The sequence below is a fragment of the Methylocapsa polymorpha genome (genome assembly GCF_045689225.1).
In the GTDB taxonomy this organism is placed as follows: domain Bacteria; phylum Pseudomonadota; class Alphaproteobacteria; order Rhizobiales; family Beijerinckiaceae; genus Methylocapsa; species Methylocapsa polymorpha.
In genome coordinates this window covers 26,327-52,567 of sequence record NZ_CP136862.1, presented here as the reverse complement: position 1 = coordinate 52,567, position 26,241 = coordinate 26,327, and the positions used below count along the sequence as shown (strand labels likewise).

The window sequence follows — 26,241 nt, the reverse complement described above, 5'->3', positions numbered from 1 at the left end:
CCAATTCTTTGAATTTGATCTGCGTCCTCAGAGCATGTTCCGAAAAAGTTGATCGACCTTTTCGATCAGAACATGCTCCAGCTTATTGATCTGGAGCGAGTTCTTTTCGATTGGTCGATTTCATCCAATCGGAACGCGCTCTAGGGACGCGCTTTGCCGCTTTTTCGTCAATATACAATATTTCAAAAGCCCGCGGGGCGCTTGCCCCGCAGGCGTCTATGATATACGCGCATAGGCCTTGCGCAGTTTCGGAGCTGACGACAATTGGCTGAAACAAAGAAAATAAACTGGGTCCATTTCTCGACCCTCGTCGCCGTCGCCATCCTGGTCGGCACCGAAATGGTCGGCGCCTCCTGGGCGGCGGGATGGGCGCTTGGCGGCCTTTTGCAGCTCGATCCGCTGGTCAGCCGGGCGATCGAGGCGGGCTTCGCCTTATGCGGCTTCGTGCTCCTCTATTACTTCATGCGCACCGCCATCAAGAACGAACCTATTCGCAACTGAGCGCCGCTTGTCGCCGCCTCGCCAGGTTGAGCTCAGCGGGGAGTCGTTCGGCCGGCGGGCTCCTGCCGCGACGTCTCGCCAGCCGCCAGACCGATAGCGCGGCCTGACTCAAGGGAAGCAATATGATCAAAGCCGTTGACCGCAGATCGGTGCTCAAAGCGGCCGCGGCGATCGGGCTCATCGGCCTCGATGCGAGGTCGCCTGCGGCCGCGGATTTGTTGAAGCTTGGGCCGACCCGGCCATTTTCCTTCGAAATCCTGAAATCGACCGCGAAACGCATGGCCAGCGAGCCCTATGCCGGGCCGACCCGGCCGGCGCCGGACATTGTCGGCAAGATCACTTACGAGGACTGGGGCAAGATCGCTTTCGATATGGATCATGCTCTCTTCGCGCAAGAGGCCGGTCGGTTTCCGATAAGCTTCTTTCATCTCGGCATGTTCTTCCCGAAAGCCGTCGAAATGAATGTCGTGGACTCCGGCAGCGCCAGAGAGATCATCTACGATCAAAGCTATTTCAATATGCCGGCGGATTCGATTGCGAGAAAATTGCCGCAAGGCGCGGGATTCGCCGGGCTTCGCATCCAGGAGCCGAAAGGCGGCGCGCTCGACTGGCGGAAGAATGATTGGGTGGCTTTCCTCGGCGCGGCCTATTTTCGCTCGATCGGCGAATTGCATCAATATGGGCTGTCGGCCCGAGCCGTGGCGGTCGACTGCGCGGTTGCGGACGCCCCGGAAGAATTTCCCGACTTCACCAAATTCTACATCGATCGGTCCGATGCGGACAATTCCTTGACGATCTACGCCTTGCTGGAAGGCCCGGCCGTCGTCGGCGCCTGCCGCTTTGCGCTCACGCGCGGCAAAGGCGTCACGATGGACATCGATCAGACCTTGTTCCTGCGCGCCAACGTCGAGCGTCTCGGCCTTGCGCCCTTGACCTCCATGTATTGGTTTTCGGAAACCAAGAAGCAGACCGGCGTCGACTGGCGTCCGGAAGTCCATGATTCGGACGGGCTCGCCATCTGGACCGGAGCCGGCGAAAGACTCTGGCGCCCGCTCAATAATCCGCCGCGCACCATGGCGTCTTCCTTCCTGGATGATAATCCGCGCGGCTTCGGGCTGCTGCAGCGCGATCGGAATTTCGATCATTATCAGGACGGCGTTTTCTATGACCGACGTCCGAGCCTCTGGGTCGAGCCTTTGGGCCATTGGGGCAAAGGCGCGGTGCAGCTCGTCGAAATCCCGACCGACGATGAGATCCACGACAATATCGTGGCGATGTGGGTTCCGGAACAGGCCGCAACGGCGGGGTCCGAGGTCAACCTGTCCTATCGCCTCTATTGGCTCGCCGACGAGCCTTTTCCGACTGATCTCGCCCGCTGCGTCGCGACGCGCTTGGGCAATGGCGGCCAGCCCGGTCAGCCGCGGCCCAAGGGCGTGCGGAAATTCATGGTCGAATTCCAGGGACCGCCCTTGGAGACGCTTCCCTTCGGGGTCAAGCCCGAGCCGGTGCTTTGGGCCTCGCGCGGGACATTCTCCTATGTCTTCACCGAGGCCGTTCCCGATGACGTGCCGGGCCATTGGCGCGCGCAATTCGACTTCACCGTCGCCGGCGACGACCCGGTCGAAATGCGTCTGTTTCTACGGTGGCAAGAAAAAATCCTCAGCGAGACCTGGCTGTTTCAATATCACCCGTTCTGAGCGCCGAAGACCGAGCCGCGCGTCGCGATGGATCCGCGAACATGGATGAACTGCCTGAGCTGCCGCCAAACGCCTTCGTAAAGTCGGACAGTTCTCCTGACGATCTTTTCTACGCCGCGCCGCGCTTCGTCACCCATATAGACGGGAACGCGATCGCCGCCGTCATGGCCCTCTATCGCGAGCTGTTCCCGCCGGGCGGCGTCATTCTCGACCTTATGTCGAGCTGGATCAGCCATTTGCCGAGGGACACAGCCTACGGCCGAGTCATCGGGCACGGAATGAACGCGGCCGAGCTCGCCGCCAATTCGCAGCTTACAAGCTCATTCGTTCAGAACCTCAACGAGAATGTAATTCTTCCGCTCGATCAGGCGAGCGTAGACGCCGCGGCGATCTGCGTCTCTGTGCAATATTTGCAAAATCCCATCGCCGTGTTCCAGGAGCTCGCGCGCGTCCTGAAGCCCGGCGGCCCAGTCGCGATCACTTTCTCGAACCGGTGCTTTCCAACCAAGGCCGTCGCCATCTGGCAGGCGCTCGATGATGACGCGCATGCGCGGCTCGTCGCGCTTTATCTCGAGCGAGCCGGATTTGCGCCGATCGAGACGCGCGAACTCGTTCCGCCGGCGCGAGGCTTGGACCCGCTCTGGGCGGTCATCGGCGGGGCGCCCAAATAGGCGGGATTTGACATAGCGTCCGTCACATCGCGGTCGATTCGCTTGCATAACGCAAAGCCCGCCAGCAATAGTGCGCGCGAATCCGAATTGCTTCATTTCTCGGCGAGGCGTCATGCTCAGCTTCCACTCGACCGCCGGCAAGCCGTTCATCAAGGTCGAGCGCGACGCCGCGGCGATTCCGGCCGAGGTGAACTGGATCGACGCCTTTCGACCCGAGCATTGGGAGCTTGCTTTTCTTGAACGGACCCTTGGCGTCGTGGCGCCGACCTTCGAAAAGCTTTCCGAGATCGAGTCTTCGAGCAGGCTTTACCGCGACGAGGACCGCCTGTTTCTCAGCAGTCCGGCGCTCTATCGAATCGACGGCGGAATGCCGAATACGACGCCGCTTGGCTTTGTCCTTTCGAAGGACATTCTCCTGACGATCCGCTTCAAGCGCCTCAAGGGCTTTGATCTTGTCAAGGACAATGTCTTGACCGAGGACCACATGCCGACCGACGGGCCGGGCGCCTTCGTCGCCCTTGTCGGAATGATCATTGATCATATCGCCGACGAGCTCGAGGGCGTCAGCGGCGATCTCGATCGCGCGTCGCAGAATATATTCGGCATGAACGGCGGCGCGGATCAGCGTCTTCAGCCGCGGGAAGACGGGCGGCAGCTGCGCTCGGTTCTTCGAAAAGTCGGACGCAATGGCGATCTTACGGGAAAAATCAGCGACGTCATTCTTGGGATGGCGCGAATGGTCCCTTACGTCATGACCAATGGCTCCGATTATCTTTCCGCCGATGCGCGCGCCAGGCTCAAGAGCCTGCGCATCGACCTCGATTCCCTCAAGGACTATGAGACGCGCCTGACTGACAAGATTCAATTCCTTCTCGATGCGACCTTGGGCCTGACCAATATTGAGCAGAATAATATTTTCAGGGTGCTGACGGTCGTCTCCGTGATCGGCATTCCGCCGACGCTCATCGCCAGCATGTATGGAATGAACTTCAAGCATATGCCCGAGCTGGAATGGGCCTACGGCTATCAATACGGACTTTTTCTGATCGCGCTCAGCGCGCTCATTCCCATCGTCTGGTTCAAATGGCGCGGCTGGTGGTGAGCCTCGTTTCGCCGCAGGGACGTCAGCCGGCGATGTCGGAAGAGGAGCTGAACGCGCGGCTTCTCTATCGCGATGGGCTGATGCTTGTCATCGACAAGCCGGCGGGGATTGCGGTCCATCAAGGTCCGCACGGCGGCGAAAATCTTGGAGACTATTTTCATATGCTGCGCTTTGGCCTGCCTCGTGCGCCGGCGCTCGCGCATAGGCTCGATCGCGACACCTCCGGCTGTCTCGTGCTCGGACGCCATCACAAGGCGCTCGAACGACTCGGCCTTTTGTTCAAGCAGGGCAAGATCGAGAAGACCTATTGGGCGATCGTCGAAGGAGCGCCGACGCAGGACATGGGCCTTATCGACCTGCCGCTCGGCCGCCTCGATGAGAGCCGCGGCTGGTGGATGAAGGTCGATCCAAAGGGCGTTCCCGCGCAGACGCGTTGGCGGGTGCTCGCGCGCTCAGAGAGCCATGCGTTTCTCGGGCTCGAGCCCCTGACCGGCCGCACCCATCAATTGCGGGTCCATTGCGCGGCGCTCGGTTGGCCGATCGTCGGCGATAGGGTCTATGGACGCGGCGGCGCGATGGGATTGCAGCTGCATTCCCGCGCGATCAAGATCCCGCTCTATAAGAACAAGGAGCCGGTCAGCGTCGAAGCCCCGGCCCCGAGCCATATGGACGCGATGCTATCCGCATGCGGGCTTTCAGGCCTCCCGGGCGAAGCTGGACAAGCTTTAAGAATTGAACCCGGGGCGGGACAAATCGAATAGAGCTCCGTCTCCGCGGGGCTTCGGCCTCAATTCCCTACATATTGATGCAAGGAGGCTTCCACGGCGGATTTTTCTTGCGCCGAGAGCTTGGCGAGCTCGCCATCGAGCCAGGCGTCCTTGACGCCGGCGGCTCTTGCGAGAACATGCCATTTCATCGCCTCGACCATGTTCTTAGGCAGGCCGCGCCCCGCCGCGAGAAGACGCGCGACGCGGTTTTGCGCGACCGGGTTGTCCCGTACCGCGGCTTTCAGGAAAAGCTTCGCCGCCGCCGTCTCGTCCTTTGGGACGCCAATTCCATTGAACAGCATGATCGCATATTCGACTTGGGCGGAAAGATTATTGTCCCTTGCGGCGCGGCCGATCCATTCCGCCGCGCGCTCGTCGCTTTTTGCGACCCCGCTTCCGTTTTTGTAGAGCAGGCCCAAGGCGTAGGCGCCGTCGGCGTCGCCGAGGTCGGCGGCTTTCTCAAAGAGCCGCGCAGCTTTCGCGAAGTCGGAGACGACTCCATTATTTTCGATCGCCAGAACGCCGAGGTTATAGAACGCGCCCGGATGGTCTTGCGCCGCCGCCTTTTCGAAGAGCTTAGCCGCGCCGACGCGATCCTGAGGTAGTCCGTCGCCCTTCAGCTTCGCGACCGCGAGCGCGAATGTCGCCTGCCGGTCGCCGCGGTCGCTCCCGAGCTGATACCAGCGGGCGGCTTCAGCGGCGTCGCGCCGGACGCTGAGCCCTTGCGAATAAAGTTCGCCAATGAGCGTCATGGCGGCTCCATCGGACGGATTGGCCTCGATCCGTTTCATCGCCTCGCGCATCGCGGTCGAATAATAGCCGCGCTGATAGGCGGCGAAGGCGAGATCAGGCGCGCCGCCGGCGCGCTCTGCGGCGGCTAGCGCGCCGGCGGCGGCGCAGAGCAAAGCCGTCAGCGCCATGCAGGACAGCGACAGAGAAGGGGGGCGCAAGGTCGAATTCACTGGGCTGGTTCGCCGACCCGCGCCACAATCGCGGCTGCGTCGCGCAAGGCTGCGGGAGCGCCGCGCGGATCGGCGAAGACAGCGTCGCCGAGCGCAATGAAATCCGCGCCGGCGCGGACCAGATCGGGGGCGCCCTCGAGATCATGCGCGTAGCCGACGCTAGGAACATTGAAGATTTCCGCCCACCAGGCGACGCGCTCGACAATGCTGGCGTGCGGCTCGGCGCAGTCGGGACCGCCGAACATCAAGTAATCGACCCCGGCTTCGCCGGCCGTCATGGCCGCGTCGCGCGTCGTCAATCCTCCGGCCCCGACGATGCGGTTGGGCTGCAACGCGCTCAAAGCCGCTTTGAGCCGCTCGCCGGTCGCCTCCATGTGAACGCCGTCGGCGTCGGCCCGGACAGCAAGTTGAGGATCATTGACGATGAGGCAGGCGGCGCCATGGGCTTGCGCCATTGGAGCCAGCGCACGGATGATCTTCTTTCTGTCGCCGTCGTCGCGCGCTTCCGTTCGCAACAGAACGCAGGCTATGTCGCTTGCCGCAAGCGCTGCGTCGAAGAGCGGCGCGAAAGCGGCGAAATCCGATATGGGCGGCGTGATCAGATAGAGGCGGGGCATATCCAGCAACATTGCGCGAACCGATTCCGCTTGGAAACCTGAATGTTCTTCTAGAGCATTTCAAGGCAAAGCGGGACCCTATTCGCCAGAAACGGCGATCCCTCGCGCAAATGACGTGAAAATCGGGCCGCCGCCTGAAAGCGCAACCGATGCGCCCGCGCGATGTCCGCGAAAGATTCTGCGTCTCTTAGTCATCGAAGCCGACAAGAAGCGTGCAGGAAGCACAATGTCGCCGAGGCGTCGATGTCGACTGTTACAAATGTTTAATTAGCAAGTTTAGCAATATTACACTATATGTAAGATCATAAGTCAATCATCAGCGATGACGGAGCCATAGTTTTTTCAAGATTTTTGGATTCGGCGAAATGAAAAACTCATGCGTGCCTAAGGAAAACAATACACAGCTCGACATACTCGGGGTGGCGGAGCGCTTGTTTCGCGAGGTCGGCTTTCAGAAGACGACGGTCGCCGACATCGCCCGCGAGCTGCGGATGTCGCCGGCCAATATTTATAGGTTCTTCACAGCCAAAGCCGAGATCAGCGCAGCGGTCTGCCGCCGGATTTTAGGCAAGATCGAAGCGGCCGCCGAGCAAATTGCGAGCGCTCCAGGACCAGCCAGCAAAGCTCTGCGCAATCTGATCGCATCCATCGAGGAGTTCAACGCGCGTCGTTTCTCGTCCGATCGGAAGCTGCACGAATTGCTTGAAACAGCCTACAATGAAAATTGGCCGGTCGTCCATGAGCACTCCGAAAACATGGACAAGATCCTTGCGCAAATTATCAGCCAAGGCATGGCCGCCGGCGAATTCCGAACCGGCGACGCGGAGCTCGCGGCGATTCTCGTCCGCAGCGCCTGCATGCGCTTCTGGCATCCGCGCCTGATGGTCGAATGCGCGCTGGATCCTGAGCCGACGACCGATCAAATGATCGACTTTTGCCTCGCCTCGCTCGCGTGAGAGCCTCTTTTGATCGCCAAAGAATTCCTCTTATGGCGCAAGCGGCGCGGCGCCTAAAGCCGCCTGGCGCGATGATGGAAGACGCGGATCCCTGTGGCGCGTGAGATTTGAATGTGAGCGCCGCCTGGGCGTGACCGGCCTCGCGTCGGCTTGTCCGGCGCGCGCATCCGTGCTAACCGCTGCCGCGGGAGATTTGCAATGACGAATGGAAATGGAAGCGGCGCCGCCGAGGTCGATTCAGCGCCCGCGATCAACGCGATGGTGCAATACACAAAGGATTTCTCATTCGAGAATCCAAATGCGCCGCGCTCGCTGGGACCGCAGCAGAAAGCGCCGAATATTTCAATTCAGGTCAATGTCAACGCACGCCAGGTCGCCGAAGCGGACTTCGAGGTGAATATCCTGCTCGAGGGCACGGCGCAGGTGGATGCCGACCTCTTGTTCAAGTTCGAGCTCGATTACGCCGGACTTTTTCGGTTGCATAATATTTCCCCGAACGACATGCACCCGATCATCATGATCGAATGCCCTCGGCTTTTGTTCCCGTTCGCGCGACAGATCATCGCCGAAGCTGTTCGCAGCGGTGGCTTTCCGCCGCTCTACATCGACCCGATCGATTTCGCCGCGCTTTATCGCAAGCGCCTCGATGAGGTCGCTGCAGCCGCTGGCGATGCGCCGACCATAACGACCTGAAGTTTCTTCACGCATGAACTGAATCAGGCGCCCGATTATCCCGCGGCTGGTGAGTTCGCGTCCCGCCAAGGTGGAAGCGCGCGGCGATTCCACCTAATGAAGTTTGGTTGTGGTCTTAATTCCCGTCGCTCTTGCCCGGGCCGAATCGAAGCAGGCTCGCTCCATGCGTCTTCAGCCAGGCTTCTGCGGCGTCAATGTCCGGCGATAATTGCGCGACCACGGCCCAGAATGCGGTGGAATGATTCATGTGCTGGAGATGCGCGACTTCATGCGCCGCGAGATAGTCGAGGACAAAGCGCGGCGCCATGATCAGCCGCCAGGAAAAATTGAGCGCGCCCAAGGAAGAGCATGATCCCCACCGGCTCGTCGTATCCCGCAGAGTGATTTTGCGAGGATGGACGCCGAGCTTGGCGGTGTGGCGCGCGACTGCGGCCTCGATGTCGCGCCGGGCCTCCCGCATCAAGAAGTCCTGAACGCGGCGTGGGACGAAGGCAGCCTCCGCGTTCACCCAAAGCAAAGGCTCCGCGCCGCCGTGAGCGTCTTGCGCCGTGGCTTCGATCCTGACGGCTCCCCGCGCTCCGGGGCGGTGCGCGATCCTATGGAGAACTCCACGCACCGGTACGACTTCGCCAGGCATGAAGCGCATCTTTGCCGGCAGTCGGCGCAGCCGCGCGCCGATCCAGGCGGCATGGCGCTCGGCGAATGATTTCGCCTTGGAAAGGCTGCCGCGCGTCGGCATGGTCAGGACGACGTCATGCGCCGCGGCTCGGACGCGCAAAGTGTAGCGGCGCGCCGCCGCGGTCCGCTTCAAATTGATCCGATAAGTCTCGCCGGCGTGGGATATGTCGAAATAGGCGATGTCGGCGCCGCCGGAGGGATTTTGTCGTAATCGTCGCAGCATGGAGCCAGCTTAGCGAGACGCCAGGCGAGTCGCTACTGGTCAGCCGGATCGTTGCGCTGTTTTCAGCTGGATTTCACCAAGGTCAAGCTTGCGGCCGAAGGCTTGACCGACGCCTCGCTCCGATGGAACTCCCGGATCCTGGGGGCGATCTGATTGCGGAAACGCGACCCGTTGAACACGCCGTAATGGCCGACCTTGCTTTGCAAATAATCCGCCTTCATGGAGCGTGGAATGTTGCGGCAGAGATCATGCGCCGCAGAGGTCTGCCCTATGCCGGAGATGTCGTCGTTTTCACCCTCGACGGTCAGCAAGGCCACGCGGCGGATCGCCGAAAGATCGACCTTGACGCCGCGATGCCTCATATGTCCGTCAGGCAGGGCGTGCCGGACAAAAACCAAATCCACGGTCTGGAGGTAGAATTCCGCCGTGAGATCCATGACTGAAAGATATTCGTCATAAAATTCGCGATGTTTTTCAGCCGAATCGCCGTCGCCTTCGATGAGATGGTTGAACAATTCGAAATGCGCGTTGACGTGGCGATCGATATTCATCGCCATGAAGCCGGCGAGTTGCAGGAAGCCTGGATAGACATCGCGCCCGGCGCCTTGGTATCCATAAGGCACGGCGCAAATGCAATGGCGGCGGAACCAGGCGCCGCCGCGCTCTTGCGCGAGAAGATTCACCTTGGTCGGGCTACGGCGCGTGTCGATCGGTCCGCCCATCAGCGTCATCGACGCTGGAACATGCGGACTGTCCGCCGCCTCCATCAGGGCGACGGCGGCGATGAGCGGGACGGCGGGCTGGCAGACGCCGAGCGTGTGGAGCGGGACGCCATCTTGCTCCTTGCTGAGCAATTTGCAGATCGAAATCAGATAGTCGATATAATCGTCGAGGTCGAACTTCCCGACCGAAACCGGGATTGTTCGGGCGTCGACCCAATCGGTGACATATACGTCGTAATAAGGGAGAAAAGCCTCCACCGTGCCGCGCAGGAGCGTCGCGTGGTGGCCGGACATCGGGGCGACGATCAAAAGCTTCGGCTGCGGCTCCGCCAGCGGGGGCTCAAATGGGCGTTGGAAATGTCGAAGCTGGCAGAATGGCCGCTCCCAGACGATCCGCTCATTGATCGGAACGGCTTCATCGCCAACCATGGTGAAATTGAAGCCGAATCCCGGCTTATGGTATCGACGCGTCAGCCGCTCAAAAACTTCCGCCGACGCCACCAGGTTGCGGCCGAAGGCGGTGTAGGACAGCGGATTGGCCGGGCTCTTCCACCATGTTTGCGCAACATGAGACGCAATCCTGGCCGGGACCACGGCGAGATGGGCCATTTCGTGCATTTCATATGAAAATGGGGGCATTTTTGTTCTCACCGCGGGCGAACCGGCCATCCGCTCATAAAGTCAAGGCGGCGAACTTTTCAAATTTGGCGCCGCAACCTTAAGCCGCTCTTTCTTCCAGCCATACCCCTAATGCTTATGTATTCATATATTTTTTATATTTGTAGGATGCAAAAAAAAGATACTCCTACGTCTAACGCATCGGCCGCAAAAAATGGTGACCTTTTCGATTAAAATTGGTGACCGCAAGGGAATTGGGTCCTAATCAGCAGCAGAGATCGGGCTTCCTACGCGGCTTGACGAAAGCGGAAGAGTGCGAAATCCGCGATTTGCAAGAGAATAACCTGGAGTTTTGATTCTAATCATTGCTGAAGATAGAAGATAGAATTTATAGATATATTTGCGAGACCCGGAGACGGGCTTTTGCGCTGGCGCTCAGCCAGTGTATGGGATGACGATGGTTGATTTATTCGACATCGACCTCGGACGCCGCTCTCGGCGGCTGCGCGTCGATACGCTCGTCAAGCTGCGATGGTTGGCGCTTCTCGGTCAGGCGATCGCGCTGATCGTAACCCGTTTCGTATTGGGATTTTCGCTTCCATTCGGCCCTTGCCTCCTCGTCGTCGCCGGGTCGGCTTGGTTGAACATTGGCTTGCGCCTGCGGTTCGGCCACACGGATCGCCTCGAGGATCTCCCCGCCGCCGCGATGCTCGCCTATGACATTCTTCAGCTCACGGCTCTGCTCTATTTGACCGGCGGCATCGAAAATCCATTCTCGATGCTTTATCTCGCGCCGATCATGATTTCGGCAGTGTCGCTGTCCGGCCAAATCACTTTCGTCTTGACCTTGCTGATGATCGCCGCGGTCTCGGCTTTGACCTTCATGCATTACCCGGTGCCATGGTTTCCGGGCGAAACGCTGCAATTGCCTTTCATTTACAGCGCCGGCATTTGGGCGGCGAATGTCATCAGCGCGGCCTTCATCGCGATTTATGCGTCGCTTGTCGCCGTGGAGGCGCGCAAGCTCGCCGACGCCTTGGCGGCGACCGAGCTCGTCATCGCCCGTGAACAGCATTTGACGCAGCTCGATGGCCTGGCGGCGGCGGCGGCGCATGAGCTCGGCACGCCTCTCGCCACCATCACGCTAGTCGTCAGGGACCTCGAAAAGCAGCTTCCCTCGGCCGGCCCTTTCGGAGAGGATCTGGCGCTGCTCTCGCAGGAAGTCGCTCGCTGCCGCAGCATTCTCGGCAAGCTGACCTCGCTTGGACAGGATTCGGGGACGATCCTTGACGAAATGACTCTGAGCTTGTTGCTTGAAGAGGTCGTAGGCCCGCAACGTGATTTTGGGGTTCTGATCACGATCGTCAAGAATGGCGACGGCAGGGAGCCGGTCTGCCGCCGCAACCCTGGAATCCTATATGGTCTCGGCAATCTGATCGAAAACGCGATCGATTTCGCTGCGTCCGAGGTGCGCATCGTCGCGCAATGGAACGCGGCTATCGTCAGCGTGGTGATCGAGGACGACGGCCCCGGTTTTTCGCCTCATGTCGTCGGTCGCGTAGGCGAGCCTTATGTCACGACCAGGTTCGATCGGCGCGCCAAATCGGAGGAGGGATCAGGTCTGGGCCTCGGCCTGTTCATCGCCAAAACCCTGCTGGAACGCTCCGGCGCGACTGTCGCGACCGCGAATTTCGGGCCGCCGAAAAGCGGCGCGATGATCACGATCACCTGGCAAAGAGCCGCGTTCGAGCGTGGCGTCAAAGGATCCATCTCCGACGCGGCCAAAATCGCGATCTGACCTCCGCATATTCAGTCCCCTGTTTGGCTTGCCGCGGGAGCTAGGCGCCGCCAACGGCGAAGCCGCCGCCAAGAATATTGCGACGCAAGTGGATATCGCTCGAAATTGGCGCTAATGTGTATCGATGCCGCCGGGTTATTCGCGGCGAACCATCCCCGCTTCGCCCGAAAATGCTCTAACTGAGATAATTGGCGATGAAGAGTGAGCGCCTCGATCCCTTGAAGACCGGAAGCCAAAGCGAAGACTCGACTGGCGAACTTGGCGCGCTTGGGCCGGATCGCTCGCTGCTGATCGTCGACGACGACAAGCCTTTTCTGACGCGGCTGACTCGCAGCATGGAGATGCACGGCTTTGTCGTGACCGCGGTGGATTCCGTCGCGGAGGGGCTTGCCGCGATCGCCGAAAGCGCCCCGGCTTTTGCGGTGATCGACATGCGCCTTGCCGACGGCAATGGGCTGGACGTGATCAGCGAATTGAAGGCGAAGCGGCCGGACGCGCGCGGGGTGATCCTGACCGGCTATGGCAATATCGTCACCGCCGTCACTGCGGTGAAGCTTGGCGCCTTCGACTATTTGGCCAAGCCCGCCGACGCCGATGAAATCTATCGCGCCTTGATGGCGACCAATCATGACAAGGCGGAGCTTCCGGAAAATCCGATGTCGGCCGATCGGGTCCGCTGGGAGCACATCCAAAGGGTCTACGAGCTTTGCGGCCGCAATGTCTCGGAGACGGCCCGCCGGCTCAACATGCACAGGCGCACGCTCCAGCGCATTCTTGCGAAGCGCGCGCCGCGCTGACTGTTTCTGGTCATGGTCCGCGCCTCTTTCGAGGCGCTCCAGGCCGCGCGGCAGGGGCGCCTCGCAATGAGCTTCAAGGCGTCATGGCCGCGGCGCCGTCCGCCCTATGCTTCCCTGGCTCGGTTTCTCCCCGCAAGCGCGGCGCAGTCTCGAACGCGCCGGACTGGCGATCCCAGGATCTTGCATAGGCGCCGCCCGCTGCAAGCAGAGCGGCATGGGGGCCTTCCTCCGCCACCTTGCCATGGTCGAGGACCACCAGCCGGTCCATCTGCGCGATCGTCGAGAGCCTATGGGCGATGGCGACCACCGTGCGCCCCTCCATCAATTCGCCAAGCTGCTCCTGGATCGCGGCTTCGACCTCCGAATCGAGCGCCGACGTCGCCTCGTCGAGAATTAGAATCGGCGCATTTTTCAAGATGACGCGGGCGATCGCTATGCGCTGGCGCTGGCCGCCCGACAGTTTGACGCCGCGCTCGCCGACGAGGCAATCGAAGCCGCGCCGGCCTTGGCTATCCTCGAGGCGCTCGATGAACTCCAAAGCATGGGCCGCGGCGGCCGCTTCGCGTATATCCTTTTCGGTCGCGTTCGGCCGGCCGTAACGGATATTGTCCCGGACCGAGCGATGCAGCAGAGACGTATCCTGAGTCACCATGGCGATATGCCCGCGCAGGCTTTCCTGCGTGACGCCGGCTATGTCCTGGCCGTCGATCAAAATGCGGCCGGATTCGACATCGTAAAAGCGTAAGAGCAGGTTGACGAGCGTGGACTTGCCTGCGCCCGAATGGCCGACAAGGCCGACTCGCTCGCCGCCGCGAATGGTCAGGTTCAGGTCATGCAGCACGCCCTTCCTGGTTCCATAGCCGAAATGCACGTTCTCGAAGCGGATCTCGCCTTTCGCGATGCGCAATTGCCGCGCATCCGGCCTGTCCAGCATTTGCGTTGGAACCGCGATCGAACGCATCCCGTCCTGCACCGTCCCGATCGCTTCGAAAATATTGGTGACGCTCTGCGCCAGCATCCATGAAAAGCCGCTGAGCTGCCAGGCGAGCGGCAAGGCGACGGCGACCATGCCGACCGTGATGAGTCCCTGCGCCCATAGCGCAACTGCGACGCCGCCGGTCGCCGTGATCAGAGTGCCGTTCAGCAGAGATAGAAGAAAGGCGAACAAGGTGTTCAGACGCTGTTGGGCATGGAAGGCCTCGGTGTGCCCGTCGACCGCTTCGCGCACGAATTTGTCTTCGTCTTGAGCCCGGGCAAAGAGCTTGACGGTCAAAATATTTGTGTAGCTGTCGACGATGTGGCCAGTCAGGGCCGAGCGCGCCTCCGAATTCAGGCGGGAGCGGTCCCGCATGCGCGGCACGAAAAACCGGAGGAGGAGGGCGAAGCAGGCGAACCAGATCAGCAGCGGAAGAGCGAGCGCGGCGTCCATCGCGCCCGACAGAAGGATCGCGCTCGTTCCATAGACAAGGACGTGCCACATTGAGTTGGTCGAGGAAACGACAGATTCGCGCAGCGACGCTCCGGTCTGAACGACCCTTCCGGCGACGCGCCCGGCGAAATCATTCTGGAAAAAGCTCCAGCTTTGCCGCACGACATGCCAATGGCTCTGCCAGCGCGTCAGGTTGGTGAGGCCGGGGGTGAGAATCTGGTTGGTGATGAGGCTTTGCGTCAGCAGCACCAACGGCCGCGCCACGACGAGCACGGCGGCCATTCCCGCCAGTTGTCCCCAGTGCTCCCGCAGCAGGGTTTGCGGATCGTTTTGCGCGACAAGCCCGGTGAGCCGGCCAATGAAGAAGGGAAGCGCGAGATCGAGCACGGCCGCGACGGACCCGAGTATGAAAAGGGCGGCGAGAAAGCCGCGCGCCTGTTTGGCGTAATGCCAATAAAAGGCGACGAGCCCTTGCGGCGGCGCCCCGCCAGGGGGAAGCGACGTTGGCTGTAGAATGCGCTCGATGCCACGAAACATGAATTTTTTCCGATTAGAAGCCAAACCCGCGCTCGGCGGCTTTGGGACTTAAAGGCTCCGTTCAAGGCTGCTGACCGCTTCATCCCGCCAGGTGAGGCCGCGAGATGCGCAAAAACCTCCGCCAGGCGGGCGCTAGTTTAGCGCCGCCGAATGCTCGAAAACTGCTCGCAAACCATTGCGTCGCGCAGCGAAACCGGTGTAATGCCCGCTCCCTCGGCCATCAAACGGTCTCGTTGCCGTCGCCGGGGCCGGTAGCTCAATGGTTAGAGCCGGCCGCTCATAACGGTCTGGTTGGGGGTTCGAGTCCCTCCCGGCCCACCACGACGATTTTATGTAATTGATATTGCAGCCGCGCCGCGTCCGCTGCTTCCCATATAGAGCAGTTATTTCGCTGCCGCTCCAGCCATAATCGCCGGAGCCGCGTCACGATCACGCTATCGTTCGCCGGTTGGGCGGCGCCGGTTTGCGCGGCGCGGCCGGACCCGTCTCGCGAGGCCGCTTGTGTCAAGACCCCTCCGGCGACGACTTCCTTCCGAGGCGGAGCATCTTCCTCTTAACGGAGGGGGACGGATGGCCGAAGCTCCGCCAAACGAATATACGTCCGCAGCGCCCGAATTCTCGAACTGGAGCATTGAATGCGGCGGACTCTCTTTGCGACCTTCGCGTTTTTCGGTCTGGCGGCGAGCGCGCTCGCGTTCGATCGAGGCGCGCCGGCGCCCAGCCCGCAGCAGGAAACGCTCGGCGCCCAGCTACGTCGGCTCGCTGCGGCGGCGAAAGGCGACAATCCGATCGAATTGCCGCCTCTCCAAGGCGCGCAGCCCTGGATCGCGCTGACGGGCGCCTATCCGGGAGACAACGCGACTATTGCGCAAGGGGCGCTCTATTCAAATCGAGGCTACGCCTATTACGCCGCAGTTGGCGGCGTGACCGGAGCCAACACCGCTCCGACCGGGACTGCGCGCAACGTGCAATATTCCGACGGCTCCGTTGTCTGGCTCTATTACGGATTTCAGGTCGGCGACGTCGTCTCCAATGGCGGCGACGCCTATCAGGTCGCGACAGCCGGTCTCCCGGCGACATCGGGAGACGGGCCGACCGGCAATTCATCATCCATCACGGATGGCGCGATCATCTGGAAATATGTCGGGCCGCAGACGGCTCCGATCTTTACCCAATCAGCGACACATAATTCATCCCTGACCAACATCTATTCCGCGACGCAAGGCGGCGGCGCCTACGCGCTGATTTCAGACAACACCGGGGTCATCAGATTTGAGGGAGGCTGGCCTTTCGTTAATGGCCCTGCTGTTGGCGTCACTGTAGGCGGCCCAAACTTGGCTCCGCTGACCGCCAATTGTGGAAATTTGATCTTCGGAGGCCTCGACATAGCATGTAACTACCAATCCTACACATTTGTAGCAGAGGCGGCGATTGTCGAAGTCGAAATGCTTGGGCAAGCGCCCTTTAATGTCATTGTCGACGGGCGATACATTTCATCGAGTGTTATTGAGTGCGGCTATCACAGCGGCGGGTTTCAGGCTTGCCAGCTGGATTTTACGAAGGTGGGGGGACGCAAAGCCAGGCGGATTACGATCGAGGCGACGAGCAATGCGGCGATCAGGCAAATCGCTGTCGGCCCATCCGATACGGTCTCCTACCCGCGGATAAAGGACAATTTCGGAGTTGCAATTGTCGGCACGAGCCTGTCCACGGCGACAAGCGCAAGCGACGCGTCGCATGGATGGAGCAACGTCTTTCGCTATCTCGTCGGCCTCCCTGATCATGCGTCTTTCGCGGTCGGCGGGACAGGTCTGATCAATCCGGGGGCGGCGACCAATTATATTTCGCACATACCCGGCGATCTGGCCAGATATGCTGCGTTCCGCGGCGCGCCAAAGGTCATCCTGATCGAAGCTCCGATCAACGATGCGCTGGTTGGCGCAAGCGGTATAACTTATGACTCAAGCGCTGGCGTCGTCTCGCTCAGAACCGCTTATCCACATAATATCTTTGTGGGGGATTCAGTCGCCCTCTCGCGAGTCGCCGGCGTCCCAGGCCTGAACGCCGCATGGCCTGCGGCCGCCGGGACGATCGGCTCGACTCTCAATCTCCAGGCGATTGCGGGATTGCCGGGGACCGCCGGCGGAAAGCCTGCCGAGTTTTCCGCCGCCGCTCTCACGCGCGCCACGCTGACGCTCCTGCAAAATTTGCGCGGCTCCTATCCAAATGCTCTGATCGTCGGCGTCGGATCGACCTATGGTTCGAACAACACGATCGCGGGGACAGCGAATCCAATAATTCGCGCCGCTGAGACGGCTTTCGCCGCGGGATTCGCGGCTCAACAGGCGACCGGAGACAAGCTGCTTGGGTTCATCGCGAACAACACGCGCCCATCACCCCCCGGCCCGATCATTTCAGGGGCCGGAAAACAGAATAATACGACAGGACCGTGCTCTGCCGCGAATGGGACCGGCAGCAGGGTAGGGAACGCGTTCTTAGATGTCTCGTCCGACGGCACCCATAACAGCGATTGCGGCTATTTGGAGTGGGCGAAAGCGATTGTTCCTCAGTGGTGGAGCGTCATCGGGGCGCTGCCGTGAGTCTCCTTTAGGGAGGCGTTGTCCGAGGTGGAAATCTAATCGTCCAAATCCGGTTCAATCAGGCCCTTCGCCGCGATCTGGCCGGGCGTGCTCAAGCCAATATGCCCCAGGCGCGCGCGTTCAGCGACGAGGCCCTGCATGAGAATATAGTTATGAACGGCGCGGATTTCGTCGCGCGTCAGGCCAAGCTCGGCCTCGATCCTGGCCGCCGGGACCGAATAATCGGGCGCCGCGCCGGTCTTGTAGAGATATTGCAGCAGCTCCGCCCTCAGCGTTTCGAGTCGTTCGGGGGGGAGCTGCGGGATCGCCGATGCCGCTATTTTGCCTTCCGTCGCCATGGTCGGTTCTCCTCTCACCCCGCGCGAGGGCCGCGGAGGGCAAACCTTCGCCGCGCCATTGATCCTTTTTATCGGACGCGCTGAAGCCTGGCGTAAGCACATTTTGGACCAAAGCCATGTCGGCGGAGCGCCGCGGCTCTTTCGGCCCATGCCGAAGCACGGCGCACCCGGGCGCAGCCGGAAACGCGCGCGCGCTCACGAGCCCGTTGAAACGCGAAAGCGCCGCGTCATGAAGGCGAAGGTCATTCGCCCGGCGCTTTTGCGTCGATCGCCAGGGCGTGCACGCCGGCATTGAGCTCATGCTGCAAGAGCGTATTGATGGTGCGGTGCCGATCGACCCGGCTCTTGCCCTTAAAGGCTTCGGACACCACTTTTACTTGAAAATGGGTTCCGCCCGAGCCGCTCGCCGTGCCTGGGCGCATCACGGCGTGGGCATGGCCCGCGTGTTTATGCGATTCATCGATGACTTCGATCGAGATGGGGGCCAAGGCGGCCTCCAATTTGGCCTTGATCTGATCGCCGACCGCAGCGTCGCTTTGCTCGCTCATATGACTCTCCTCGGCAGGGCTTTTGAATTCCGACCCAGATGGGCCGAATTCAGACATTCTGCAAGACATGACATCGTAAGGGTTCGGTCGTTAGGCTCCGGATCCGCCGGCCGGTCAAGGCGAACCATCTCGGCTGAATTTGGCCGCGAGTGTCCGGAAATATTTTTTTACTGCCTGGACGCGCTTGCGGCTGCCGCAAAGAAATTCATAATGTCGCGGTCATGAATTTGAACTCCCGCATCTTCGACCGCATCCGGGTCAAGCCCGAACAGAAGCAAGCTCCGCGCCCAGACCAGGCGCGATGCGAGCACCCTGGCTGCAGCGAGCCTGGCGAATTCCGCGCGCCCATGGGCCGTTTACGGGAGGGGCAATATTTTTGCTTTTGCCTGGACCATGTCCGTGAATACAATGCGTCTTACAATTATTTCAATGGGATGAGCGCTGACGACGTAGCCCTTTATCAGCGCGACGCAGTGGTCGGGCATCGGCCGACCTGGTCGATGGGCGTCAAGCGCGGCGGCAAGAATTTTCGCGAGGAGGGCGACGATCCGTCGCACCCGGGCGACACGCTCGGAATGGTTCATGCGAAAACCCGGCGCTATTCTTGCGTAGAGCCGACAAAACCGCGCTATGGATTAGCCGCCCTGAAGGCCCTGGATCAGTTGGGGCTCGACGACACAGCGGATGCGGTCGCGATCAAGGCCCGCTACAAAAACTTGGTGAAACGCCTTCATCCGGACGCCAATAGCGGCGACCGGTCCAATGAGGATAGGCTGCGCGAGATCATCCGCGCCTATAACTACCTTAAATCGGTAAAGCCCGCCTAAGGCTCGCCGCCGACCTGAATTGTGGTCCGCTGATGACCACTCGAACCGAGCCGACCGGCGCGGAGGATGTATGCAAAGCGTTGTGATCGACGAAAGCGCCGTCAAGGGCGGCCTGCCAGACATGAAGATTTCGGTTCGCCAAGTCTTCGCCATCGACACGGACATGGAGGCGCCGGCCTATTCCTACGCCGATCCGCATGTTCCGGACCTCGATCCGGATTATCTCTTCGATCGGGACACCACGCTCGCCATTCTGGCCGGCTTCGCCAAGAATCGCCGGGTCATGGTCACGGGATATCACGGCACTGGCAAGTCGACCCATATCGAGCAGGTTGCGGCGCGCCTGAATTGGCCCTGCGTGCGGATCAACCTCGACAGTCATGTCTCCCGCGTCGACCTTGTGGGCAAGGATGCGATCGTCCTCAAGGACGGCAAGCAGGTGACGGAATTCCGCGACGGCATCTTGCCCTGGGCGCTGCAAAACAATATTGCGCTTTGTTTCGATGAATATGACGCAGGCCGCCCCGACGTGATGTTCGTGATCCAGCGCGTCCTGGAAGTGTCGGGCCGTCTCACGCTCCTCGACCAGAGCAGAGTGATCCGGCCGCACCCGGCCTTCCGCCTGTTTTCGACGACGAATACGATCGGCCTCGGCGACACCTCTGGGCTTTACCATGGGACCCAGCAGATCAATCAGGGCCAGATGGACCGCTGGTCGATCGTCGCGACCCTGAACTATTTGCCGCACGACAAGGAAGTCGAGATCGTGCTGGCCAAGGTGAAACGGTTTCAGGAGACAAAAGAGGGCCGCGACACGATCAACAAAATGGTCCGCGTCGCCGATCTCACCCGCAACGCCTTCATCGCTGGCGATCTTTCGACCGTCATGAGCCCGCGGACGGTCATAACCTGGGCCGAGAACGCAGAAATCTTCGGCGATGTCGGCTTCGCCTTCCGTCTGACCTTCCTCAATAAATGCGACGAGCTGGAGCGGACCCTGGTCGCCGAATTCTACCAGCGCTGTTTTGGCAAGGAGCTGCCGGAAAGCGCCGTCAATGTCGTGATGAGCTAAGCATGATCGTGAAGACTTGCAGACTTTTCGGATAGGGTCATGCGCTAAAGCAAAAATATACGGAGCATAATCGACTCAAGCTCAAGCAATCATGCTCTAAAAATTGCGATCGGAGCCGCCTTGACGAGCTCAAATCAAAAGCCGCCGTCCAAATCTGAAGCGCCGCAGGAGCCGTTCAAGCGGGCTGTGGCCGGATGTATGCGCGCGCTGTCGCGCATGCCGCAGCTCGAAGTCTCCTACGCCTCCGAACGGCCGAGCCTGATCCAGACGGGCCGCCATAAGGCGCGGCTGCCGGAGCCCGCCCGCAAGCTCGATCCGCGCGAAGCGGCGATCTTGCGCGGCCACGCCGATTCAATGGCGTTGCGCCTGACCTGCCACAACGCGGATGTTCATCGCCGTCTCATGCCGCAGGCGCCTGCGGCGCGCGCCGTCTTCGACGCGGTTGAACAGGCGCGCGTCGAGGCCATCGGCTCGCGCCGAATGCAAGGCGTCGCCGCCAATCTCGACGCTATGCTCGATGATCGCTTTCAGCGCGCTCGCTACGCCGACATAGCGGTTCGCGCCGACGCGCCGCTCGAAGACGCGCTCGCGATGATCGTGCGCGAGCGGTTGACCGGGCTGAAGCCGCCCAAGAATGCGCAAAGAATCGTCGATCTCTGGCGCCCTTGGATCGAGGAGCGGGCGGGGGCCGATCTCGACAAGCTCGGCGCGACGATTGAGGACCAGCGCGGCTTCGCCTTGTCTGTGCACAGGCTCTTGACCGCGCTCGAGATGATTGATGAGGGAAGCCTCGAAAGCGCTCCCGAGGAGGAAGAGAGCAGCACGGACGAGCCCGATGAGGGCGACGCTGGCCAGGCCGAGGATGGCGCCGAGGAGCAAGCCGGCGACGCGCGGCAGATGGAAAAATCCGACGCGTCCATGGAGGCGATGGAAGAGAGCGAGATGGACGCGGAAGACGCGCCCACCGGCGAGTTCGAGGACGAGGCGGAATTCTCAGATTCCGAACAGGCGGGCGATCCGCGCCGTCCGCCCTCCGCCGGACGGCCGGAGCAGCGCGGCCATGACTACAAGGCATTCACCAAAAAATTTGATGAGATCGTCGCCGCCGAAGATCTATGCGATTCGGAGGAGCTCGAGCGGCTTCGTTCCTATCTCGACAAGCAATTGCACAATCTTTCGTCGATCGTGGCGCGGCTCGCCAATCGTCTGCAGCGCCGCCTGATGGCGCAACAGAGCCGGTCCTGGGAGTTCGATCTCGAGGAAGGGATGCTCGATCCTTCGCGTTTGCCGCGCATCATCATCGATCCGCAGCAGCCGCTCTCGTTCAAGCGCGAGAAGGATACGGATTTCCGCGATACGGTCGTGACCTTGCTCATAGATAATTCCGGCTCGATGCGTGGCCGTCCGATCACGGTCGCCGCCACCTGCGCCGATATTCTCGCCCGCACCCTGGAGCGCTGCGGCGTGAAGGTGGAGATCCTGGGGTTCACGACCCGCGCGTGGAAGGGCGGCCAATCGCGCGAGGCGTGGCTGCAGGCGAACAAGCCGCCATCGCCCGGCCGTCTCAACGATCTGCGCCACATCATCTATAAATCGGCGGATGCGCCCTGGCGTCGCGCGAGGAAACATCTCGGGCTGATGATGCGCGAAGGGCTGCTCAAGGAAAACATCGACGGCGAGGCGCTCGACTGGGCGCATAGGAGGCTGCTCGCGCGGCCTGAACAGCGCCGCATCCTGATGATGATTTCGGATGGCGCGCCGGTCGACGACTCGACGCTTTCGGTCAATCCGGGCAATTATCTCGAAAAGCACTTGCGCTTCATGATCGAGGAAATCGAGATGCGCTCGCCGGTCGAGCTCATTGCGATCGGGATCGGCCATGATGTGACGCGCTATTATCGGCGCGCGGTGACGATCGTCGACGCTGAAGAGCTCGGCGGCGCGATGACCGAAAAACTTGCCGAATTGTTCAGCGAAACATCAGAGCCAAAACGCCTCGCGCCGGTCCCGCGAGCCGCCGGATCAGGGCGGGGCGGCGCCATGCCGCCGCGAGGCCTTCTTCACTGATTGTTCTCGATTATCGTCACGCGCTGTCAGGCGACAATTCTATGTCAATATTGGCGGAGGGACCGGATGCTCTCATATCGAGCCGATCAGACTTGCCTTGTAGTTCGTTTCGAGCCCGCCATTACCTTGATCGGGAACGTTTTGACGCGCGAATGGTTATGAACTGGTCGGGCAGAACGATGCGATAATGCCGAGTTGTGCTTTGCGTAACGCGTAGGAGGGAGGATGGCATGGGTCTCTTGGACGGACTTTTGGGCGGCACGGTCGGCGCCGCGCTGGTGACGGCAGCAAACGACCTGATCGAGAAAAACGGTGGAATCGCTGGGCTTACGCAAAAATTCCAGCAACAGGGTCTCGCCCCGATCATCCAATCCTGGATTTCGACCGGCGAGAACCAGCCGATCGCGCCCGAGCAGGTGCAGCACGCGGTCGGCTCCGACTTGATCGCTGAGCTGGCGGCGAAGGTGGGGCTAACCCCCGAAGAGCTTTCGAGGAAATTGGCGGAATTGCTCCCCAACGCCATCGACAAGCTGACCCCCAGCGGGAAATTGCCTTCATAGGCTCTTTGCCGCGGCCGATGGGTCGAGTTCACGCTTACGAAGCGGCTAGCGACTGGCGCTCGCCGCGTTGCCCGGCTGCGTCTCGACGGATCAGGCGAGGCGTAAGGACCGGGCGGGCGGGATCATCATCCGCATCTATTCCAAATAGCCATATTTGGAATAATATTTCCGGTGGTAGTGGTTGCCGTGATAGCGCTCGTAACGGTTCTGTGTGGACGTATCCACTTTATTCAGAACGACGCCGAGCAACCGATCATAAATGGGTTGCGCTTCGGACAGACCCCGCTCAACGACGTCGATCTTTGTCTGGCCCCATTCGATGACATAGACATAGGTGTCGATGATATGCCCCGTCGCCCGAACGTCGACGATTGGGGCCACAGGCGAAAGATCGACGATAATATAATCATAGGCGGCGCGTAACGTATCGATGACGTGCTTCATCGCAGCCGAAGCGAGAATTTCATTCGTGTGAGGCAGTTTTGACGTCGCGCCAGCGGCCAGGAAATGCAATCTGCTCGCCGGGAGCGTCGTGACGGCCGCGTCAAGGGGTATATTTCCGATCACCACGTCGATCATGCCGGGCGCATTGGGCGCGAGCCAAGTCGATAGCGATGGGCTGCGCAGATCGGCGTCCACCAAGATCACATTGCCCCCGGCGTCGGCGATGAGGTGAGCGAGATTGGCTGCGATGGTGGATTTGCCTTCGTTCGGCAATGTGGACGTCAGCCCTATGACCTTGTGGGACTTCAACACGCCGCTGAGATCGGCCGCGATCTTCACCGATCGGATCGCTTCCGCATAACGGGAAAATGGGGCGTCGACGACATAATGGAGGAAGTTTCGGCTTCCAGCCGGCTTCTGCTCCAGGATGGAGGCGTCGCTCTGTCCGCCTTTTTTGGCGAGCCGCCCCGATCCCCCCTTCACCGACCGGATTGCGTCAGCGTATCGGGACAAAGGCGCATCGACGACCTGACGAAGCAAATCTTGGCCGCCCGCCAAGCTGCGCTCTGCGAAAGAGCCGTCGGCCTCTCCGCTCTTTCCCTCGCCTTGCGGCGACGGGAGCTTCAGAGCTGGCACCATGGCCAGACAGTTGACATGAAGAATATCTTCGACTTGGTCGGTCGTGCGCAAGACGCCGTCCGACGCCTCACGCAAATAGGCGAAGCCGAAGCTCAGTACTCCGCCTCCGGCGAGCGCCACCAACAGAGTGAGCATGCCTTTCGGCGAGCTCTTTTTCAGCGGCCGGGTCGCCGGGCTGATCAGCCGGGTTTCGCTGATCGGGACGGCTTCTTGTTGCTGCACCGCCTCCATGTAACGCTGGAGAAAATTGTCGTAGAGGGTGCGGGCCGTGTCGGCGCTGCTCTTGAGCTCCCGCAACTGAACCTGGGCGATGCCGGAGCTCTGCGACTCCATCACGACATTGGCCAGACTGTTCCTCAGGCTGTTTTCCCGGGTTAGAGCGATCTGATAATCGCTTTCATAGGTCCCGGCGATCTTGCGCATTTCATCTTCGATGCTGCGCTTGATCTCTTGCATTTGCGTGCGCAGATTGATCACCGCAAGATGACTTGCTCCATATTTCTGCGCGAAAATGGATTCGCGTTGCGAGTCCTCGAGATATTGCTGGCGCAACTTGGTTATGACTTCACTGTGCAAGGCGTCCGCGACCGATGCGTCGGGAACGTCCTGCTTCATGACCGCCTGTATCCGATCGACCCGCGCCTTGGCCTCCGCGGTCGCCGCGCTTGCGAGGATGAGCTGGCTGTTGACCTCCGTGAGCTGCTGCTCGTTCATGAGCTTGCCGCCGGTGCCGCCCGTGTCGACGATATTGTTCTTTTCCTTGAAATCAACGACCGCACGCTCCGCCGCAGTCGCCTGGGTCCGCAATTCCTTGATGCGCTCCAGCAGCCAAACGCCAGCGCGATGCGCCGCCTGATATTTGGCGTCCAATTGGTCTTCGATATAGGATTCGACAAGGGTGTTGACGATTCGCGCCGCCTTTTCCGGATCAAGCGACGTAAACCCGACGTCGATCACATAAGTCAAACCCTGGCGGGCGACCGTGCGCGCGCCATCGAATTGCTGCAGCGCGGTTTGCTCGAGTTCGAATTGGGAAGGCGGGCCGCTGTCGCCGCGGCCGAGAAGTTTTGGCAGGAAACCGAAAATGGAGCTGACTAGGCCGGTGCTCGGCTCTCCGACAAATTCCGGATCCTCCGTCAGATGAAGCTTTCTGATCACCGCCAGGCTTATGTTTTCCGACTTCAGCACCTCCACTTGGGTTTGCACGGTCGAAGCGTCGATTTGAATGTCGCCTAGGACCGATTGCTTCTCGAGCAGCTGAAGCTTGCGCGTATCGATGACCATCGTTCCCGTCGCCGTATATCTCGGCGGGGTGTTGAAGAGATAAAGCGCAGCGAGGGCGACGCTGCAAACCATGACCACGACGACAATGGGCAATTGCCGGCGAAGAATTCTGACAGCGCCGTTGAGGGCGTCAATGAGCGACGCGGCGCCTGCCTTGTCCGGATCCCGGCCTGAGAGCGGCGGTCGCTTGTTGATCTGCAGCATCTTGGTCAACTCACTGTCGTCTAACGGAAATTCTCAGTCCAAATACCATGTTTACGCTTTTGGCGGCAACCGCCCCAATCATGGCGCCACACGGCATTGCGCCGCAAGTCATTGCGCCTAGGTCCCTTGGTCCAACGTCTCGGTGCGGCAAGAAAAACTCCAGTCAATGAGGTCCACAAAATCGACCGCCGCGTTTCGGACCGCGGTCTCGATCAGTTTCACGCGACATAGCGTTATAGAGAGCCTCTCAAGTCACAGCTGAGAGACCTCTAAAGTGGGCGGCAGCGCAGCTTTTGCAAGCCATTCCGGATGGCTTAAGCAGAGCATTCGACATTGCCTCTGTTCATCCGGCGCAAAGGATGACAAACATTAAGTCAGCATTTTCTTTCTTGATCGTCGAAATATTGCCGAACTCCTACGCAGGATAGCATACGCCAAAATTATTGTGCCTGATAATGAAAGCTCATTGGCGCATTCCATGAAATAAACATGGAAAATCAGCGCTAATACCTAAATGTTTCATGAAAAGCATTAATTCTTAACCTCATGGATAAGGCGGAATTTTGTCCCTGCGCGCCGATAGAGTCAGACTGAAAGTCTCGGCATTGCCGAAAGAGCGTCGACGCGCGCGCCAATTTATGGGGTGTTACTAGGATCGTAAGCGCCAACATGGCTTTATTTCGGCCATATCGTTGAATGCGCCGACGGAGCGAAGCAAGACGCCCATGCCTTGCAACAATCCGTTCAGGATGATGATTCGCAGTCTCTTGCCCGTTAGTCCGCTCGAGCCTCCTCGAAAGGCGGCTTCTAACCCCATTGGCGAACCGTGAGGACGCTTGAAACCCGAGTCATCGCTCCCGGAGGCGGAGCCAGACCAACGCAAGCAAAAT

Annotated in this window: 22 protein-coding genes and 1 tRNA gene; 15 read left to right on the top strand and 8 right to left on the bottom strand. The window is 60.4% G+C overall.

Annotation, left to right across the window (positions count from 1 at the left end; genetic code table 11):
• The first annotated feature begins 264 nt into the window (after window positions 1-264).
• The 5 genes from RZS28_RS00245 (at window position 265) to RZS28_RS00225 (ending at window position 4,732) form a co-directional block, all read left to right on the top strand.
• Window positions 265-501 (top strand): hypothetical protein, encoded by a 237-nt coding sequence (locus RZS28_RS00245; RefSeq protein WP_407339227.1) that lies wholly within the window; start codon window positions 265-267, stop codon window positions 499-501.
• A 122-nt stretch (window positions 502-623) separates the two neighbouring features.
• Entirely contained in the window at window positions 624-2,198 is a 1,575-nt protein-coding gene (locus RZS28_RS00240; protein ID WP_407339226.1) for a glucan biosynthesis protein, read from the top strand.
• Window positions 2,199-2,239: 41 nt separating this feature from the next.
• Window positions 2,240-2,869 carry a class I SAM-dependent methyltransferase gene (locus RZS28_RS00235; RefSeq protein WP_407339225.1) on the top strand — a complete coding sequence of 210 codons (630 nt, stop codon included), beginning with the start codon at window positions 2,240-2,242 and terminating at the stop codon, window positions 2,867-2,869.
• Window positions 2,870-2,981: 112 nt separating this feature from the next.
• Window positions 2,982-3,971: a magnesium transporter CorA family protein gene (locus tag RZS28_RS00230; protein WP_407339224.1), complete on the top strand. Its 990-nt coding sequence runs from the start codon at window positions 2,982-2,984 to the stop codon at window positions 3,969-3,971.
• A gap of 32 nt (window positions 3,972-4,003) precedes the next feature.
• Window positions 4,004-4,732 carry an RluA family pseudouridine synthase gene (locus RZS28_RS00225; RefSeq protein ID WP_407341175.1) on the top strand — a complete coding sequence of 243 codons (729 nt, stop codon included), beginning with the start codon at window positions 4,004-4,006 and terminating at the stop codon, window positions 4,730-4,732.
• A gap of 26 nt (window positions 4,733-4,758) precedes the next feature.
• Here RZS28_RS00225 and RZS28_RS00220 read toward each other — a convergent pair whose 3' ends face one another.
• Both RZS28_RS00220 and RZS28_RS00215 read right to left on the bottom strand, forming a co-directional pair.
• Window positions 4,759-5,688 (bottom strand): tetratricopeptide repeat protein, encoded by a 930-nt coding sequence (locus RZS28_RS00220; protein WP_407339223.1) that lies wholly within the window; start codon window positions 5,686-5,688, stop codon window positions 4,759-4,761.
• 8 nt (window positions 5,689-5,696) lie between these two features.
• Window positions 5,697-6,329 (bottom strand): thiamine phosphate synthase, encoded by a 633-nt coding sequence (locus tag RZS28_RS00215; protein ID WP_407339222.1) that lies wholly within the window; start codon window positions 6,327-6,329, stop codon window positions 5,697-5,699.
• A 353-nt stretch (window positions 6,330-6,682) separates the two neighbouring features.
• Here RZS28_RS00215 and RZS28_RS00210 point away from each other — a divergent pair, with 353 nt between their 5' ends.
• Window positions 6,683-7,273 carry a TetR/AcrR family transcriptional regulator gene (locus RZS28_RS00210; RefSeq protein ID WP_407339221.1) on the top strand — a complete coding sequence of 197 codons (591 nt, stop codon included), beginning with the start codon at window positions 6,683-6,685 and terminating at the stop codon, window positions 7,271-7,273.
• A 198-nt stretch (window positions 7,274-7,471) separates the two neighbouring features.
• Entirely contained in the window at window positions 7,472-7,966 is a 495-nt protein-coding gene (gene secB, locus RZS28_RS00205; protein ID WP_407339220.1) for a protein-export chaperone SecB, read from the top strand.
• 115 nt (window positions 7,967-8,081) lie between these two features.
• On the opposite strand, the gene RZS28_RS00200 is transcribed toward secB, so the two are convergent.
• Together RZS28_RS00200 and RZS28_RS00195 are read right to left on the bottom strand one after the other, a co-directional pair.
• A complete protein-coding gene (locus tag RZS28_RS00200; protein WP_407339219.1) occupies window positions 8,082-8,867 on the bottom strand; it encodes a M48 family metallopeptidase in 786 nt (261 codons plus the stop codon).
• A 62-nt stretch (window positions 8,868-8,929) separates the two neighbouring features.
• Window positions 8,930-10,228: a polyhydroxyalkanoate depolymerase gene (locus tag RZS28_RS00195; RefSeq protein WP_407339218.1), complete on the bottom strand. Its 1,299-nt coding sequence runs from the start codon at window positions 10,226-10,228 to the stop codon at window positions 8,930-8,932.
• 436 nt (window positions 10,229-10,664) lie between these two features.
• Between RZS28_RS00195 and RZS28_RS00190 the strand changes: the two genes are divergently transcribed.
• Window positions 10,665-12,005 (top strand): ActS/PrrB/RegB family redox-sensitive histidine kinase, encoded by a 1,341-nt coding sequence (locus tag RZS28_RS00190; protein WP_407339217.1) that lies wholly within the window; start codon window positions 10,665-10,667, stop codon window positions 12,003-12,005.
• 194 nt (window positions 12,006-12,199) lie between these two features.
• Window positions 12,200-12,802: an ActR/PrrA/RegA family redox response regulator transcription factor gene (locus RZS28_RS00185; RefSeq protein ID WP_407339216.1), complete on the top strand. Its 603-nt coding sequence runs from the start codon at window positions 12,200-12,202 to the stop codon at window positions 12,800-12,802.
• Window positions 12,803-12,875: 73 nt separating this feature from the next.
• Here the strand turns inward: RZS28_RS00185 and RZS28_RS00180 are convergent, their stop codons facing one another.
• Complete coding sequence (locus RZS28_RS00180; RefSeq protein ID WP_407339215.1) at window positions 12,876-14,768, bottom strand: ABC transporter ATP-binding protein; 1,893 nt, start codon at window positions 14,766-14,768, stop codon at window positions 12,876-12,878.
• Window positions 14,769-15,013: 245 nt separating this feature from the next.
• Between RZS28_RS00180 and RZS28_RS00175 the strand changes: the two genes are divergently transcribed.
• Window positions 15,014-15,089 (top strand) — tRNA-Ile (locus RZS28_RS00175).
• Window positions 15,090-15,403: 314 nt separating this feature from the next.
• A complete protein-coding gene (locus tag RZS28_RS00170; RefSeq protein WP_407339214.1) occupies window positions 15,404-17,368 on the top strand; it encodes a hypothetical protein in 1,965 nt (654 codons plus the stop codon).
• A 35-nt stretch (window positions 17,369-17,403) separates the two neighbouring features.
• On the opposite strand, the gene RZS28_RS00165 is transcribed toward RZS28_RS00170, so the two are convergent.
• Together RZS28_RS00165 and RZS28_RS00160 are read right to left on the bottom strand one after the other, a co-directional pair.
• A complete protein-coding gene (locus tag RZS28_RS00165) occupies window positions 17,404-17,706 on the bottom strand; it encodes a hypothetical protein (RefSeq protein WP_407339213.1) in 303 nt (100 codons plus the stop codon).
• A 242-nt stretch (window positions 17,707-17,948) separates the two neighbouring features.
• The gene (locus tag RZS28_RS00160; protein ID WP_407339212.1) at window positions 17,949-18,254 is read right to left on the bottom strand and encodes a BolA family protein; all 306 of its coding nucleotides are present in this window, start codon (window positions 18,252-18,254) and stop codon (window positions 17,949-17,951) included.
• Window positions 18,255-18,475: 221 nt separating this feature from the next.
• Here RZS28_RS00160 and RZS28_RS00155 point away from each other — a divergent pair, with 221 nt between their 5' ends.
• From RZS28_RS00155 to RZS28_RS00140, 4 genes are all read left to right on the top strand, one after another.
• Window positions 18,476-19,081 (top strand): J domain-containing protein, encoded by a 606-nt coding sequence (locus RZS28_RS00155; RefSeq protein ID WP_407339211.1) that lies wholly within the window; start codon window positions 18,476-18,478, stop codon window positions 19,079-19,081.
• Window positions 19,082-19,151: 70 nt separating this feature from the next.
• A complete protein-coding gene (gene cobS / locus RZS28_RS00150) occupies window positions 19,152-20,153 on the top strand; it encodes a cobaltochelatase subunit CobS (RefSeq protein WP_407339210.1) in 1,002 nt (333 codons plus the stop codon).
• 120 nt (window positions 20,154-20,273) lie between these two features.
• The gene (cobT, locus tag RZS28_RS00145; RefSeq protein WP_407339209.1) at window positions 20,274-22,220 is read left to right on the top strand and encodes a cobaltochelatase subunit CobT; all 1,947 of its coding nucleotides are present in this window, start codon (window positions 20,274-20,276) and stop codon (window positions 22,218-22,220) included.
• 230 nt (window positions 22,221-22,450) lie between these two features.
• The gene (locus RZS28_RS00140) at window positions 22,451-22,780 is read left to right on the top strand and encodes a YidB family protein (protein WP_407339208.1); all 330 of its coding nucleotides are present in this window, start codon (window positions 22,451-22,453) and stop codon (window positions 22,778-22,780) included.
• A 135-nt stretch (window positions 22,781-22,915) separates the two neighbouring features.
• On the opposite strand, the gene RZS28_RS00135 is transcribed toward RZS28_RS00140, so the two are convergent.
• The gene (locus RZS28_RS00135) at window positions 22,916-25,351 is read right to left on the bottom strand and encodes a polysaccharide biosynthesis tyrosine autokinase (RefSeq protein WP_407341174.1); all 2,436 of its coding nucleotides are present in this window, start codon (window positions 25,349-25,351) and stop codon (window positions 22,916-22,918) included.
• Window positions 25,352-26,241 lie beyond the last annotated feature (890 nt).

Bases quoted from the DNA above. Each gene is read 5' to 3' on its own strand.
- RZS28_RS00240 (WP_407339226.1), top strand. From the start codon at position 624: ATGATCAAAGCCGTTGACCGCAGATCGGTGCTCAAAGCGGCCGCGGCG.
- RZS28_RS00235 (WP_407339225.1), top strand. From the start codon at position 2,240: ATGGATGAACTGCCTGAGCTGCCGCCAAACGCCTTCGTAAAGTCGGAC.
- RZS28_RS00230 (WP_407339224.1), top strand. From the start codon at position 2,982: ATGCTCAGCTTCCACTCGACCGCCGGCAAGCCGTTCATCAAGGTCGAG.
- RZS28_RS00225 (WP_407341175.1), top strand. From the start codon at position 4,004: ATGTCGGAAGAGGAGCTGAACGCGCGGCTTCTCTATCGCGATGGGCTG.
- RZS28_RS00215 (WP_407339222.1), bottom strand. From the start codon at position 6,329: ATGTTGCTGGATATGCCCCGCCTCTATCTGATCACGCCGCCCATATCG.
- RZS28_RS00210 (WP_407339221.1), top strand. From the start codon at position 6,683: ATGAAAAACTCATGCGTGCCTAAGGAAAACAATACACAGCTCGACATA.
- secB (WP_407339220.1), top strand. From the start codon at position 7,472: ATGACGAATGGAAATGGAAGCGGCGCCGCCGAGGTCGATTCAGCGCCC.
- RZS28_RS00200 (WP_407339219.1), bottom strand. From the start codon at position 8,867: ATGCTGCGACGATTACGACAAAATCCCTCCGGCGGCGCCGACATCGCC.
- RZS28_RS00195 (WP_407339218.1), bottom strand. From the start codon at position 10,228: ATGCCCCCATTTTCATATGAAATGCACGAAATGGCCCATCTCGCCGTG.
- RZS28_RS00190 (WP_407339217.1), top strand. From the start codon at position 10,665: ATGGTTGATTTATTCGACATCGACCTCGGACGCCGCTCTCGGCGGCTG.
- RZS28_RS00185 (WP_407339216.1), top strand. From the start codon at position 12,200: ATGAAGAGTGAGCGCCTCGATCCCTTGAAGACCGGAAGCCAAAGCGAA.
- RZS28_RS00180 (WP_407339215.1), bottom strand. From the start codon at position 14,768: ATGTTTCGTGGCATCGAGCGCATTCTACAGCCAACGTCGCTTCCCCCT.
- RZS28_RS00170 (WP_407339214.1), top strand. From the start codon at position 15,404: ATGCGGCGGACTCTCTTTGCGACCTTCGCGTTTTTCGGTCTGGCGGCG.
- RZS28_RS00165 (WP_407339213.1), bottom strand. From the start codon at position 17,706: ATGGCGACGGAAGGCAAAATAGCGGCATCGGCGATCCCGCAGCTCCCC.
- RZS28_RS00160 (WP_407339212.1), bottom strand. From the start codon at position 18,254: ATGAGCGAGCAAAGCGACGCTGCGGTCGGCGATCAGATCAAGGCCAAA.
- RZS28_RS00155 (WP_407339211.1), top strand. From the start codon at position 18,476: ATGAATTTGAACTCCCGCATCTTCGACCGCATCCGGGTCAAGCCCGAA.
- cobS (WP_407339210.1), top strand. From the start codon at position 19,152: ATGCAAAGCGTTGTGATCGACGAAAGCGCCGTCAAGGGCGGCCTGCCA.
- RZS28_RS00140 (WP_407339208.1), top strand. From the start codon at position 22,451: ATGGGTCTCTTGGACGGACTTTTGGGCGGCACGGTCGGCGCCGCGCTG.
- RZS28_RS00135 (WP_407341174.1), bottom strand. From the start codon at position 25,351: ATGCTGCAGATCAACAAGCGACCGCCGCTCTCAGGCCGGGATCCGGAC.